Source organism: Pseudomonas shiyinii, from assembly GCF_056725765.1.
This window is the reverse complement of record NZ_CM161522.1, coordinates 2,352,339-2,365,835: the sequence shown is the minus strand read 5'-3', so window position 1 is coordinate 2,365,835 and position 13,497 is coordinate 2,352,339. Positions and strand designations below refer to the sequence as shown.

Below are 13,497 nucleotides of genomic sequence, written 5' to 3'. Positions count from 1 at the left end.
GACACCTCCCGGCCGTGGCGGCCTTCGTCAGGTCTTGCGCATTGCGGCCTTGCCACGCCGGCGCATGGCCCTGGCACGTTTCTCCAGGACCAGGTACACCAGCAGCGCCAGCAGCAAGGGAATCAGGTAGTACAGGGTACGGTAGCCCAACAGCGCGGCCACCAGGCTGCCCTGGCCGATCTGGCCGTGGAGCAGGGCGAGGAACACCGCCTCGAGCACGCCGAGCCCGGCGGGAATATGCGCCACCACACCGGCCACGCAACTGATCAGGAGAATGCCGAGGATGGACGGGTAGAACAGTTCATGGGGCAGCAGCCAGTGGATCAGTGCCGCCATCAATGCCCAGTTGGCCGCGCCCAGGGCCACCTGGCACAGCGCCAGGCGCAGCGAAGGCAGGGTGAGCTCATGTCCCCGCAGGCTCCAGGTGCGACGCTTGGCGAAGGCGCAGGCCAGCAGGTAGCCCAGGGCGAGCGCCAGCAGCAGCACACCGATCAAGCGCAGGCCAGTGGCGCCCACCGCCCAGCTGTTGGGCATCTCGACCAGGCCCAGGGCGAACACCGTTCCCGCCAGCAGCATATAGCCCACCCAGTTGGTCAGAAGGCCCAGGGTGAGGATACGGGTGATGGTCGGTGTATCCAGGCCCAGGCGTCCGTACAGCCGGTAACGCAAGGCCACACCGCCCACCCAGGTGGTGAAATTGAGGTTGAACGCATAGCACACGAACGCAACCGGCAGTACCTGGCGAGCCGGCAGGTGGTGGCCGGTATAGGCGCGGCCGAGCAGGTCGTAGCTGGCGAAGGTCAGGTAGCTCGTGAACGCCAGCACCAGGCCGATGGCCAGGGTGCCGGGCTTGTAGGCCAGCAACGACTGGCGCACCTCGTTCCAGTCCAGGTTGCGCGCCAGCAGGTACAGCAAGGTCGGGATCAGCACCAGGAACAATAGGGTCATCAGGCGTTTGCCCCAGGTGCGCCAAGGCGTGTGCTCCATCAGGTCTTGCCCTCGTGATAGGCCTGGGTTTCCTGTTCGCCGGGGCACAGCGACTGCAGGACCTGGCGGTGGGCGGGGAACCAGCCGGCGATCTGCGGGAAGTGGCGGATCACGTGGAAGCACAGGAAGATCAACGGCGCTCGCCACCAATAGCCCCGCACCATGCGCTCCAGGGTGACGGCCTTGCAGTGTTCGTTGGCCAGTTCGTTCAGGTGCTGGTACAGCGTCTGGTTGAAAGTGCGGTCGCGGATCAGCAGGTTGGCTTCCAGGTTGAACGACAGGCTCAAGGGGTCGAGGTTGCTCGAGCCGACCGTGGCCCATTGGTCGTCCACCAATGCGACCTTGCCGTGCAGCGGGCGTTGGCAGTACTCATGGATGCGCACGCCATCGCGCAGCAGGTAGTTGTACAGCAGCCGCGACAGAGCCCGGACCCAGCGCATGTCCGGCTGCCCCTGGAGGATCAGCACCACCTCCACGCCCCGGCGCGCGGCGTTGCGCAGTTCGCGCATCAGGCGGTAACCGGGGAAGAAGTAGGCGTTGGCCACCAAGATGCGCTGACGGGCCAGGCGAAAACCTTCCAGGTAGTAGGCTTCGATGTCGTTGCGGTGGCGGCCGTTGTCACGCTCCACCAGCACCGCGCAGGCCGAGCCGCTGGGCTCGGTCACCGGGCGCACCTGGCTGGGCGGCTCCAGCACCGGCGCCAGCAGCCGGCGGCTGGTGGCGTGCACCTGGGCCACCACCGGGCCGCGTACCTCCACGGCATAGTCCTGCTTGGCCATGGGGCCGAAGTCGCCCAGGTGGTCGGCGCTGTAGTTGATGCCGCCAATGAACGCAAGCTCGCCGTCGATCACCACGATCTTGCGGTGCAAGCGCCGGAACAGGTTGGTGCGCATGCCCACCAGGCGCGGCTGTGGATCGAAGGCGTGGAAGCGGATACCGGCTTCGGTCATGGCCGAAATGAAGGCATCCGGCAGGTCGGCAGTACCATAGCCGTCGGCGGCCACTTCGACCCGCACGCCACGCCGGGCGGCATCGATCAGTACCTGTTGCAGCTGCTGGCCGACCTTGTCGTCGTAGATGATGAAGGTCTCGAGCAGGATCTCTTCACGTGCCCGGGCCATGGCCTCGAACACGCGTGGGTAATACTGCTCGCCGTTGATCAGCAACTGCACATGGTTGCCTTCCACCCAAGGCCGGTTCATAGGCTGATCTCCGCCGCCAGCGGCGCATGGTCGGACAGGTGCGACCAGGGGTATTTGGACAGCACCTGGACCCTGCCGGGCATGGCGTTGCGCAGGTAGATGCGGTCCAGGCGCAGCAAGGGCAGGCGCGCCGGAAAGCTGCGCGCCGGTGTGCCCAGGCGTTCGCCGAAGGCCTCGACCAGGCGCTCGGACAGCACCGCGTCGGCCTTGAGCCGCCAGTCATTGAAATCGCCGGCGACAATGACCGGAGCATCGGTCGGCAGGCTGTCGAGCAGTTCCAGCAGCAAGCGGACCTGGGCCTGGCGGTGCGCTTCACGTAGGCCCAGGTGCACGCACACCGCATGCAACTGGTCGTGGCCTGGCACTTCCAGGCGGCAATGCAGCAGGCCGCGTTGTTCGTTGCCGGCAATCGAGACATCGAGGTTGTGGTATTCGGCGATAGGGAATTTCGAGAGCAGGGCATTGCCATGGTCGCCGTGGGGGTAGACCGCGTTGCGACCGTAGGCGAACTGTGGCCACATGGTGTCGGCGAGGAACTCGTACTGCGGCGTCTGTGGCCAGGCCGGATGACGCTGCGCGTGCATCTGGTGGCTGCCATGAACCTCCTGGAGGAACACCAGGTCCGCGCCGGTGGCCCGAACCGCCTCGCGCAGCTCGGGCAGGATGAAGCGCCGGTTGAACAGGGTGAAGCCCTTGTGCACGTTGATCGTCAGCACATTCAGACGGTGCACCGCAGTGATCTTGTCGATGATGCATCGGGGAGCTGGCATGGTCTTGTTCACAATTCGACCTCCGGTTCCACCCCAGGCTCGGTGACCAGCTCGCCGGCGAGGTTCAGTTTTTCCAGCAGGCGACGGGCATCGTAGGGTGCGTGGACTTTCTGGTCATTGTCGAAGTAGCAGTAGACGTCCCGCGAGGCGCGCTCGTGCGGCGCACGCTGGACGATCAGTTCGGCGTCGTCGGGTTGGCCGCCCTGGCTCCAGACCAGGATGCGTTCCTTCCAGCGGCGCAGGGCGCGGGCGGTGTAGCCGCTGCTGTAGAGCTCGACGTCGCCATGCAGGCGCATGTAGATGAAGTCGGCGGTGACATCCTCCACATAGGGCCACTTGCCGGCGCTGTCGGCCACCACCAGCGCGACCTTGTGCTTGCGCAGCAGCTCGACGAATTCGGCACACCGGAAGCTCTCGTGGCGGATCTCCACGGCATGGCGCAAAGGCGCGTTGCCGTCGATATCGGTGCCGCCGTTGCCCCGTAGGCGTTCGGCACAGTGCTCGGCCAAGGCTCGGGCAGCGGCACGGTCATGGGGTAGGCGTTCGAGGAAGTCGGCGAAACGTGCCGCGTCGAACTTCATGCTGGGCGGGAACTGCCAGAGCACCGGGCCCAGCTTGTGGCCCAGCTGCAACGGGCCGGAGGCGAAGAAGTTGGCCAGGGGCTCCTCGATGTCCTTGAGCCTTCTCACATGGGTGATGTAGCGCGGCGCCTTGACCGAGAACACGAAGTCTTCCGGCGTTGCGTCGCGCCACTGGCCATAGCGCTGCGGCGTCTGCAGGGCATAGAACGAGCCATTGATCTCGATGCTGTTGACCGCCCGCGAGGCGAACGCCAGTTCGTCGTCCTGGCGCAGCCCCTTGGGGTAGAAATCCTTGCGCCAGGGGCCGTAGCGCCAACCGGAAATGCCTATACGGATATCACTCACGTTGCCGTCCTTCGTTCGTGATGGGTTGCAGGTCTGTCCTTGAATTGCGACTCGACGCAGGCGGTGAGGGTTCAGGAAGTTTGACGAGTGGAGCGGGGCATCGTTTTTGAACTTTGCCGCCGCCGGCGATTCCACCGCATGCCAGGGGAGGATTTGGCCCGCCTGGCATTGGCAGAGGAACCGAACCATGAACACCGACACCGATTTCGAAGAACTGAACGCGCAACCGCAGGCCAGTGAGAAGCCCGAGGATGACCCAGAGGTCCTGCCCGACGACCCTGACCTGCAAGGCTTGCCTGGCGAGGACAAGCTGCCGGGCTGATGCCGGGTGGCTGAGGAGGACTGCCGGCATGAAATTCGACCGTTTCGCCCACTGGCTGGCCAAATGGGCTGGCCGACCGCTGACCTTCGCCATCGCCCTGTTGCTGATCGTGGCCTGGGCCGTGAGCGGGCCGTTGTTCGACTTCAACGACACCTGGCAACTGGTGATCAACACCTCGACCACCATCATCACCTTCCTGATGGTGTTCCTGATCCAGAACACCCAGAACCGCGACAACGACGTGCTGCACATCAAGATCGACGAGCTGCTGCGCACCACGCGCAAGGCACACAAAGCACTGTTGGCCCTGGAGGACATGGATTCGGCCCAGCTGCATGCCTTGCGCAAGCAGTACCAGCGCATGGGCGAAAAGGACAAGAACGGCAACGGCGCGCCACCGGACGCCGTCGAGCAATCCGATTGACGTTTCACTGGAATGATTTCCGCCAACCTTGGAGGCAAGCATGGCCAGACACATCATTCACTTCACCGGGCCGATCAACTCGTCCACCTGCGGCAACCTGATCAGCACCAGCGCCCGGGCCCTGCAACAGGGCGCCGAGGTTTTGCAGATCAATATCGCTACCATGGGCGGGGAGTGCAGCTACGGGTTCACCCTGTACAACTTCCTGCGCTCGCTGCCGGTACAGGTGCATACCCACAACCTGGGCACGGTGGAGTCCATGGGCAATATCCTGTTCCTGGCGGGCGAGCACCGTACGGCCTGCGCGTTGAGCAAATTCTTGTTCCACCCGTTCCACTGGACCTTGCACGGCTCGGTGGACCATTCGCGCATGGCCGAATATGCGATGAGCCTGGACTACGACCTGCGCCTGTATGCACAGATAGTGGCCGAGCGCACCGAAGGGGCCACCGAGGTGTTGGACGTGCCGCGCTATCTGATGGCCTACCCGCGCATCCTCGGTGCCAAGGAAGCGCTGGAGAGCGGGATGATCCATGCCATCGACGAGATGCCCATCGAGGCGGATGCCTGCCAGCACAGTGTGCATGCGTGAGGTAAGGGGCGGCGAGACTTGCAGCTTTTCCTACAGACCATGCGATACGGATCCTTAACATGGAGAGGACATTTCAAGGAGATGTCCCTATGTATCGCAAAAGTCTGTGTGTGTTGTTTGCCCTGGTTGCTCCGGCCGTAGCAATGGCTTCCAGCTGTGACGTGCCTTTGGACTTGAACCAGCGACAGATGATCAACCTGAGCGACCCGCTTTATCAGCCCAGCAATCCCAATGCCGGTCGTATGGTGAAGGTCGATTTCGGGCATGAACGCTATACGCTGGAGGTGTTGGGTACCGATATCAAAATGGAAGGCAAGTACGAATACAGGAACATCCAGCGTGGTCTGGGTGAAATCGACATGACCGAACGGCATCCAGACGGTAGTGCCACCTATACCCTGACGCTCAAGTGCCTCACGGACCAGTCGGGGATGTTCCTCTACACCCAGCACGATGGCCCGGTGGAGCCAGCCCAGCGTCAGAACAGCGGCCGCTGGACCCTGCTGCCCTGATCGGCAAGCTGTAGGTGTGGGCTTGCCCCGCGATCAAGGGCCAAGCCCTTGCATGGCACCGCGCTACCAGGGCCGGCCAATCGCGGGTCAAGCCTGCCACAGGGATTTCGCAGGTCTTCGGTGGGAGCTGGCGACAGCCTGCGATGGGCTGCAAAGCAGCCCCAAGCCCTCGAACGGTGGAGCCCCTCCAGACTTAAGGGGCCGCTTTGCGGCCCATTGCAGGCTGTCGCCAGCTCCCACGAAGCGAGCGGCGCCTGAGCCATATTTGTACGGCTGAGAAGTATTAAACCAACCTAGGGCACTTTGAGCTTGTCCAGCACCATAGCACCTCCCAAAAAGTCACCGCACCGACGCGGCCAGGGTCTGGTCGCAGGCGAGCAATGACCGGATCAGCAGCTTGATCTCATCCTTGATCGCCGGCACCCGGTCGAGGTGTTCGAAACAGCAGTCGGCGATCTCGTGGCTGGCGGCGGGCTGGGGCTCATCGGCGAACAGGGCCTCGAACACGTAATGCACGCGCTGGGGCGATTCGTAGCGCATCAGGAAGGTGAGGTCCTGGGCCTTGAGCCCGGTTTCCTCGAGCAACTCACGTTCGGCAGCCTGGGCCGGCGTCTCACCGGGCTCGATCTTGCCGCCCGGCAGGGTCCATGGTGCCTTGGGCTTTCTCACCCACAGCCATTTGCGGGTCTTCCTGCCGTGACGACAGATCACGGTGGCGCGGTGCTTGACGGACTTCATGCAGGCTCCAGGCAAAATCCAGTGGTCCTGCTGGATTTGGCCCGGAAAAGCGCCTGGAGGTTGAGTCGGACGCGCCAACACCCGGATGAGCGGTCAGTAGGGCTGGGAGCCGCTCAATGCCTCGATGGCCTCGACCAGTTCGTCGTAGGCGACGGGCTTGTTCAAATGGCGATCGAAGCCCGATTGCCGTGACTTGTACTGGTCGGCACTGGCGCCGTAGCCGGTCAGGGCGATGGCGGGGATGGTGCTCAGGTGCGGGCTTTCCCGCAGCGCCTTGATCAGGGCATGGCCGTCCATGACCGGCATGCCGATATCCGAGAGGATGATGTCGTACTCGCTGCCTGCAGCGGCCTGCAGGGCTGCGCGCGGGTCGCTGAAAGCGTGTACCTGGGCACCTTCCATTTCCAGCAACTGCTGCATGATCTCCAGCACGTCGGGAGCGTCATCGACCAGCAGCACCCGGATGCCCTCGAGCCGCCCCTCGCTGCCCTGGTCGCCGGCGTCGCATTGCAGCTGCTGGCTGGGGTCGCACAGCGGCAGGCGAACGATGAAGGTGCAGCCCTTGCCGAGCCCAGGCGAGCTGGCCTGGACAGTACCGCCATGGGCCTGGACCAGTTGGCGCACCAGCGACAGCCCGATCCCCAGCCCTTCACGGCTGTGGCTGGCCAGTTGCGGGGCGGCCTGGGTGAACAGGTCGAAGATGTTTTCCAGGCTTTCCTCGCTCAGGCCCACGCCCTGGTCGATCACGTGCAGCAGGGCCTGTTCGCCCTGACGGCCCAGCACCAGGCGGATCTGGCTGCCGGCGGGGCTGAACTTCAGTGCATTGTTGAGCAGGTTCCAGATGATCTGTTCCAGGCGGGTGATATCGCCCTCGATGTACAGCGGCTGGCCGTCGGCAGACAGCTCCAGTACCACATCGCACGGGTGCTGCTCGCTGCGCACCACGGCGTGGATGTCGCGCAGGATCGCGCACAAGTCTACGGGCTCGGTCTTGAGCTTGAGCTTGCCGGTACGGATGCGCGCCACATCGAGCAGGTCGTCGATGATCCGTGCCTGGCTGGCCACGGCCTCGCAGATGGTGCCGACCGCCTTGCTGGCGGCGGTGGCGTTCTTCACCACCGGCAGGCGCCGGAGGATCTCGGCGTTGAGCTGGATCAGGTTCAGCGGGTGCTTGAGCTCATGGGACATGATGGCGAAGAACTCGTCCTTCATGTGGCTGCTGCTCTGGGACTCGGCCAGTTGCTTGGATTGTTCGTCATGCAGGCGCTTGTGCCCGGTCAGGTCACGGGCGATCTTCACGTAGCCGCGCAGGCTGCTGCCCTTGAGCAACGACACCTCGCCGCTGCAATAGAACCGGCTGCCATCCTTGCGCACGTGCCAGCGCTCGTCCTGGCCCCGGCCGTTGAGGCGGGCACCGCGCAGCTCGCGAGCGGGCACGCCGTCCTTGCGGTCTTGCTCGGTGAAGATCAGCTCGTAGTTGCGCCCGATTACCTCGGCCTTGGTGTAGCCGAAGATCAGTGTTGCGCCGGTGTTCCAGTCGGTCACCAGGCCTTGTTCGTCGAGCAGGATGATGGCGAACTCGTGGGTGCTCTCGGCCACCAGGCGCATGCGCTCCTCGCCCAGGCGCAGGCGCTCCTCTACAGCGCGGCCCTTGCTGATGTCGATGAAGGTCAGCACGGTGCCGTCGATCTTCTGCTCGCTGGCACGGTATGGCAGCAGGCGGGCCAGGTACCAGCGCTGGTTCTCGCCACCGACCTCGCGCTCGATGGTGGTCTCGCCCTGGGCCACCGCGCGGGCATCGTCGGCCAGCTCCGGGTAGTCCAGGCGGTGGGTGATGTCGAGCAGGGAGCGGCCGGTATCGACCGGCAGCATGTTGAAGATGTCGGTGGCGCGTGGGGTGAACCAGCGGATATGCAGGTTGCGGTCGACGAACACTGTGGCGATGGCAGTGGAGGCGATCAGGTTGCTCAGGTAGTCGTTGACCTTGTCGGTTTCCTCCACTTTGTTCTTGAGCTCGTAGTTGACCGTGAGCAGTTCCTCGTTGATCGACTGCAGCTCTTCCTTGCTGGTTTCCAGCTCTTCGCTGGCCGAGCGCAGCTCCTCGTTGATCGCCTGCATCTCCTCGTTGGAGGCGGTCAGTTCTTCGCTGGAGATCTCTGATTGCTCGATGGTTTCCTGCAGTTGCAGGCGGGTGCGCTGCAATTCGCGTTCGAGGTTGGCCAGCACCATGCTGTCGGTTTGGCGGATACCGCCGGTAGGCACCAGGGAAGGGTCAGGTATGCGCTCCTCGAACACCACCAGCAGGCATTCGCTGCCACTGGGTTCGTCTTTGTGCGGCTGGACCACGATTTCGACCTGCACCTTATGCTCGCCTTCGCCGAGGTCGACCGGGCGCGAGGTGACCGCCTGGGCGCCCTGGCGTGCCTGGAACAGAGTGCTGCGCAGCGACAGACGCAGGGCGGGCAGCACCAGGTTGATCAGGTTGCGGCTCGGCTCGCCGCCCACCAGGTGCAGGAAGCGCCCGACGCCTTCGCTCATGTGCAGGATGTTGCCATCGCCATCGACGATCAGGCTCGGTGGCGTACGACGGGCCAGGGCGCGGTGGTGCACCTCGGCGTAGGAGGGCTTGCGGCCGGGGCGGGCCTTGGTGCGGTTGTCGGGCTGGGTGGCGAGCAGCTCCGTGCCCGGCAGTTGGCGCCCCGGCATGCGGTTGGCGGGGCTCGCCGGGCGGGCACGGAAGATACGGTTGCGCTTGTCGACCGGGGCGAACAGCTCGTTGCCGAGGTCGGCCGATTCGGACGACCCCAGGAACAGGTGGCCGCCCGGGCGCAGGGCGAAATGGAACATCTGCAGGATGTCCTGCTGCACCTCGCGATCGAGGTAGATCAGCAGGTTGCGGCAGACGATCAGGTCGATCTGGGAGAACGGCGGGTCGGAGAGCAGGTTGTGCCGGGCGAACAGCACCTTCTCGCGGATTTCCTTGCGCACCCGGTAGTGCTGGTCTTCCTTGACGAAGAACTGGCGCAGACGCGCCGGCGGCACGTCGGTGACGATGGCCTCCGAATAGCTGCCGGTGCGGGCGGTGGCGATGGCCCGTTCGTCCAGGTCGGTGGCAAATACTTGCACCTTGGCCTCGCGTCGCTCCACGGCCAGTTGCTCGCACACCAGCATGGCCAGGCTGTAGGCCTCTTCGCCGGTGGAGCAGCCCGCCGACCAGATACGGATCTCGCCCGGCCCGTCGCCGCTTTCGCCGTCGCTGACCAGCTCCGGCAGTACATGGCGTTCCAGTGCCTCGAACGCCTCCCGGTCGCGGAAGAAGTTGGTCACGCCGATGAGCATGTCGGCCAGCAGCGCCGCGGACTCCTCGCGGTGCTGCTCCAGGTAGCGGTAATAGGCGGCGAGGTCTGCCTGGCCCGTGACATGCAGGCGCCGCTCGATGCGGCGCAACACGGTGGCGCGCTTGTAGTGCTGGAAATCATGGCCGGTGTTGGTGCGCAGCAGCAGGAGGATTTCCTCCAGCAAGGGTTCGGCATGGCGCGGGTCGCCCCTGCGGGTACCGAGTGCTGGCGGCAGGCTGTCGTCCTCGATCTGCGGCAGCTTGACCTGGCGGGCGTTGTGCCAGAGCTCCAGCAGTTTCTGCGGCATCTCGGCGGCCGGCAGCACCATGTCGACCATGCCGGTCTCCAGGGCCGCGCGTGGCATGCTGTCGTACAACGCATCGTCCGGCGACTGCACCAGGGTCACGCCGCCTTGCTCCTTGATCCGCGAAAGGCCCACGGCGCCATCGGCCCCGGTGCCGGACAGCACCACGCAGAAGGCATGATCCTTGTGCACGTCGGCCAGGTCGCGGAAGAACAGGTCGATGGCCACATGGTCGCCCCGGCGGCGGTTGGCCGGGCTGACCCGCAGGTAGCCGTCGTTGGTGGACAAGCGGTTGGCCGGGGAAATCACGTAGACGTGGTTGCGCTCGATCGGCACCGGTTCGCTGACTTGTTGCACCGGCATGGCGGTGGTTTCCTGGATGATCCGGTCGGCCACGCTCTGGTGGTCGGGCGACAGGTGCAGGACCACCACGAAGGCCATGTCGCAATCGGCAGGCATCTGCCGGAAAAAGGTGCAGATGGCTTCCAGCCCGCCGGCCGATGCGCCGATGCCCACCACCGGAAATGCCAGGTGGCTCGGGCTCAGCGCCGGGTTGTGTGGCGAGGCGAGGGTAGGCTTGGAGGACGACTTCATGGGACGCAGCCTTGTGCAGACCTAAAGGTGGCCCATCGAAGCATCGCCGGGCATCTGTGATGCCCGATTATAGGCAGGCGATGTGCCTGGCGGCGAGCGATGACGAGCCTGTCGAGCTATGACCTCGACAGCCTGCGACAGTGCCAAAAACTTGCGCGGGCGGCTGTGGTACGCCAGCCGCTGGCGCGCAATCTTTTACCTGCCGGAGTGTTTCGCGCCACTCGTCAGCGGTGGCCCAGATCGATTGAGCAGTTGGCGCTGCGACCTGTTCGGAACTACTGCACGGTGCAATTGCGTGCAAAGCCAATCCACTCGCAAGGAGAAATGACATGGCTCGTGACCAAGAGCAATCCGGACAACGTGGCGGCACCAAGGAAACCAACCCAGGCAATTTCGCCAACGACCGCGAAAAAGCCTCCCGCGCCGGCCACAAGGGCGGCCAGAATTCCGGGGGTAACTTCGCCAACGACCGTGAACGCGCTTCCGAGGCAGGCCGCAAGGGCGGCCAGCACAGCCACGGCGGCGGGCGCAACCAGTGAATGCGCGCATTCGCTGAAGCCCGGTGCTGACGCTGCCGGGCGCCGACCCCAGGCAGGTGGCCAGCGGCCGCCTGTCTGGGGTCGTTCGTGTTTCGCCACAGTAATCGAAGCATGCACGCATGGACCTTGCGCACCAGACCTATGTGCAGCGCTACCTGCCCGAGCTGTTCGAGCCTAGGCAGATTGCCCAGGGGCATCAGGCCATTCATTCAAATTGTTCGACAATCTTTTGAATCTTCACGGAAAACCCCAATCAATCAGAAAGTCATCCCTGGCGAAAAGGAGGCCCCAAGATGCCAACCCCACAGTTGTACATCATCGACTACCGGCTGCACGGCCAGCCGCGCAGTTTCATCATTCGTTTGGAACGCATGGACAATGCCGAGGCCTGGCATTGGGCCAGCTGTGATGCTGGGGTCGGGATCATTCCGAAGTTCGGACGGGAGAAGATCAGGAAGGTCAGCCGGCCCATGGCGGAGCGCTATGGTGTGACCGACGTCAGTTGGCGGCTCTCCGGCAGCGGGCCGGCCTTCGTGCCGACCACCGGTGAGGGCGTGACGCAGGCTGCCGTGCCGGGTGACCCGCCCGGCAGCGAAGCGGTCACGGCCTGACGCGGGCCTTTGCGGGGCAAGCGGTTTCTCCTGGCTGAAGGGGAAGCCGCTTGCCCCGCGGCTGTTCAGGCGCCGGACTCCGGGTCGCTGGCCGGTACGCCCGGGCGATTGCCGTCATCTTCGATGCTGGGGTCGGTGTCCGGGTCATCGGCGCGGTCGTTGCGTTGGTCTGGTTGCACGTTCGGGTCGAGCTCCGGCCAGTCGTCCTGGACGTTGCCGCCGCCCATCTGCAGGAAGTCGTACATGATGTGGCCTCCACGGGTTCGGAAAAAGGGCCCGCCGGCGGCGGGCCGAACACAGGAGTGAGAGCAGGGCCATCGGCCACGTCTCATGAATTCAGATCCAGCTCCGGTGATGGGAAATCCATCGGCGCGGGGGCAGGGGCGACCAACGGTCGCTCAGCCGTCCGACTGCTCTTCTGGCGGCACCTGGCCTTCGGGCCAGTCGGGCGCCTGTTTCTCCGGCTGTGGTACCTGCTCTCCAGGGTCATGGGGGATTTCGTCCACGTAGGGGTCGGGGTGCACGGGGTTCACGGGCTGCTTGGGGTCGGCCATGGCCAGTCTCCTCCAGGGTTGGCTTGCCTGGCATTAGGCTGGTGAGGGTGACCGGTCGTTCATTCCCGTTCGGGCCACGGCCTCACCCCGAAGGGTGATGGTCGCCCTGGCGATCGCATGAAACAATCCTGCCCAGCGACACCATAAGAACAACCCTGGCGGGGACCCACGACATGAGCAAAGACCGGCTGAAATCGCTCGACTGGTACGCGCAGATGGCCCGAGTCATCGAGGCCATCGGCACACCGGGCTTCGTCGAGGCACTGTTCGCCGCGCTCAACTGCCTGGCCCGGAGCCAGGCCATCACGGTGTTCCTGTACCCACGCAAGGGCCTGCCCTCGGCACTGTTCGCAAACGACGAAGAGGGGCCCTGGCTGCCCGAGGGCAACGTGCAGAAGTACCTCGAAGGCTACTACCTGCTGTGCCCGTTCTACCGTGCCTGCATGGAGGGCATCACCCCTGGCTGCTACCGGTTGAGCGACGTCGCCCCCGACCATTTCAAGCGCAGCGAGTACTACCTGTCGTTCTACCAGCACGCGCACCTCGAAGACGAACTCAACTACATCGTCCCGCTCGATACCCAGCTGACCATCGCCGTGGCCCTGGGCAGCACCCGCAGGCTGAATCCTACGCAGGTCGCCGACCTCAAGCGCGTCGCGCCCTGGGTGGTGGCGGTGGTCCGCCGGCATTGGGGGCAGCTGGATGCCGACAGCCTCGGCGGGCGCTTCGAAAGTGCCCTGGGGCGGCAGATCAATGCTGCGTTGAACAATTTCGGCTCGTCGCTGTTGACCGAGCGCGAATGCCGTATCGCCCAGGACCTGTTGCGCGGCCACTCGACCCGCTCCCTGGCCGAACGCCTGGGCATCAGCGAGGACACGGTCAAGACCCACCGCAAGAACCTCTACACCAAGCTGGACATTGCCAAGCAGTCCGAGCTGTTCTCCTTGTTCATCGACTCCCTGGCCCAGGCCCAGGAAGGCCTGAGCAAGGACCCGCTGGAAAGCTACCTGCGAAGGCGCTGACCCAGCTACCCGCGCCACCCCATTGCCAACCATAACCATCGGCCGCCGCAGCGGCCGTGAGG

The 13,497-nt window shown here is 64.6% G+C and carries 14 protein-coding genes and 1 pseudogene; 7 read left to right on the top strand and 8 right to left on the bottom strand.

Annotation, left to right across the window (positions count from 1 at the left end; translation table 11 throughout):
• Positions 1–27 precede the first annotated feature (27 nt).
• Genes ACXHGZ_RS10710 through ACXHGZ_RS10695 form a run of 4 tightly spaced genes read right to left on the bottom strand, consistent with a single transcriptional unit; the run spans position 28 to position 3,885 of the window.
• Entirely contained in the window at positions 28–987 is a 960-nt protein-coding gene (locus ACXHGZ_RS10710) for a lysylphosphatidylglycerol synthase domain-containing protein (RefSeq protein WP_480463771.1), read from the bottom strand.
• A complete protein-coding gene (gene clsB, locus ACXHGZ_RS10705; protein WP_480463769.1) occupies positions 987–2,189 on the bottom strand; it encodes a cardiolipin synthase ClsB in 1,203 nt (400 codons plus the stop codon). Before clsB ends, ACXHGZ_RS10710 begins: the two co-directional genes overlap by 1 nt.
• The gene (locus ACXHGZ_RS10700) at positions 2,186–2,971 is read right to left on the bottom strand and encodes an endonuclease/exonuclease/phosphatase family protein (RefSeq protein ID WP_084857793.1); all 786 of its coding nucleotides are present in this window, start codon (positions 2,969–2,971) and stop codon (positions 2,186–2,188) included. Before ACXHGZ_RS10700 ends, clsB begins: the two co-directional genes overlap by 4 nt.
• The gene (locus ACXHGZ_RS10695; protein WP_480463767.1) at positions 2,968–3,885 is read right to left on the bottom strand and encodes a DUF72 domain-containing protein; all 918 of its coding nucleotides are present in this window, start codon (positions 3,883–3,885) and stop codon (positions 2,968–2,970) included. Before ACXHGZ_RS10695 ends, ACXHGZ_RS10700 begins: the two co-directional genes overlap by 4 nt.
• A 187-nt stretch (positions 3,886–4,072) precedes the next feature.
• Between ACXHGZ_RS10695 and ACXHGZ_RS10690 the strand changes: the two genes are divergently transcribed.
• The 4 genes from ACXHGZ_RS10690 to ACXHGZ_RS10675 all read left to right on the top strand — a co-directional run bounded on the left by ACXHGZ_RS10690 (position 4,073) and on the right by ACXHGZ_RS10675 (position 5,735).
• A complete protein-coding gene (locus ACXHGZ_RS10690; RefSeq protein WP_263498512.1) occupies positions 4,073–4,207 on the top strand; it encodes a hypothetical protein in 135 nt (44 codons plus the stop codon).
• 28 nt (positions 4,208–4,235) lie between these two features.
• Positions 4,236–4,631 (top strand): low affinity iron permease family protein, encoded by a 396-nt coding sequence (locus ACXHGZ_RS10685; RefSeq protein ID WP_368828917.1) that lies wholly within the window; start codon positions 4,236–4,238, stop codon positions 4,629–4,631.
• A 40-nt stretch (positions 4,632–4,671) separates the two neighbouring features.
• Complete coding sequence (locus ACXHGZ_RS10680) at positions 4,672–5,223, top strand: ATP-dependent Clp protease proteolytic subunit (RefSeq protein WP_196146678.1); 552 nt, start codon at positions 4,672–4,674, stop codon at positions 5,221–5,223.
• 143 nt (positions 5,224–5,366) lie between these two features.
• Positions 5,367–5,735, top strand: a complete 369-nt coding sequence (locus tag ACXHGZ_RS10675) for a hypothetical protein (RefSeq protein ID WP_480463765.1) — start codon at positions 5,367–5,369, stop codon at positions 5,733–5,735.
• Positions 5,736–6,074: 339 nt separating this feature from the next.
• Here ACXHGZ_RS10675 and ACXHGZ_RS10670 read toward each other — a convergent pair whose 3' ends face one another.
• A complete protein-coding gene (locus ACXHGZ_RS10670; protein ID WP_084857797.1) occupies positions 6,075–6,473 on the bottom strand; it encodes an NUDIX hydrolase in 399 nt (132 codons plus the stop codon).
• Between the two features lie 93 nt (positions 6,474–6,566).
• Complete coding sequence (locus ACXHGZ_RS10665) at positions 6,567–10,709, bottom strand: CheR family methyltransferase (RefSeq protein WP_480463763.1); 4,143 nt, start codon at positions 10,707–10,709, stop codon at positions 6,567–6,569.
• 383 nt (positions 10,710–11,092) lie between these two features.
• On the opposite strand from ACXHGZ_RS10665, the pseudogene ACXHGZ_RS10660 reads away from it, so the two are divergent.
• Both ACXHGZ_RS10660 and ACXHGZ_RS10655 read left to right on the top strand, forming a co-directional pair.
• Positions 11,093–11,248, top strand: a pseudogene (locus ACXHGZ_RS10660) (con-10 family general stress protein); the annotation flags it as partial.
• Between the two features lie 293 nt (positions 11,249–11,541).
• Positions 11,542–11,859 (top strand): DUF6555 family protein, encoded by a 318-nt coding sequence (locus tag ACXHGZ_RS10655; RefSeq protein ID WP_480463762.1) that lies wholly within the window; start codon positions 11,542–11,544, stop codon positions 11,857–11,859.
• 65 nt (positions 11,860–11,924) lie between these two features.
• Here the strand turns inward: ACXHGZ_RS10655 and ACXHGZ_RS10650 are convergent, their stop codons facing one another.
• Together ACXHGZ_RS10650 and ACXHGZ_RS10645 are read right to left on the bottom strand one after the other, a co-directional pair.
• Entirely contained in the window at positions 11,925–12,104 is a 180-nt protein-coding gene (locus tag ACXHGZ_RS10650) for a hypothetical protein (protein ID WP_084857801.1), read from the bottom strand.
• A gap of 153 nt (positions 12,105–12,257) precedes the next feature.
• On the bottom strand, positions 12,258–12,413 hold the full coding sequence (locus ACXHGZ_RS10645; RefSeq protein ID WP_172403026.1) for a hypothetical protein: 156 nt from the start codon (positions 12,411–12,413) through the stop codon (positions 12,258–12,260).
• Between the two features lie 173 nt (positions 12,414–12,586).
• Here ACXHGZ_RS10645 and ACXHGZ_RS10640 point away from each other — a divergent pair, with 173 nt between their 5' ends.
• Positions 12,587–13,435 carry a helix-turn-helix transcriptional regulator gene (locus ACXHGZ_RS10640; RefSeq protein ID WP_480463760.1) on the top strand — a complete coding sequence of 283 codons (849 nt, stop codon included), beginning with the start codon at positions 12,587–12,589 and terminating at the stop codon, positions 13,433–13,435.
• The last annotated feature ends 62 nt before the right edge of the window (positions 13,436–13,497 follow it).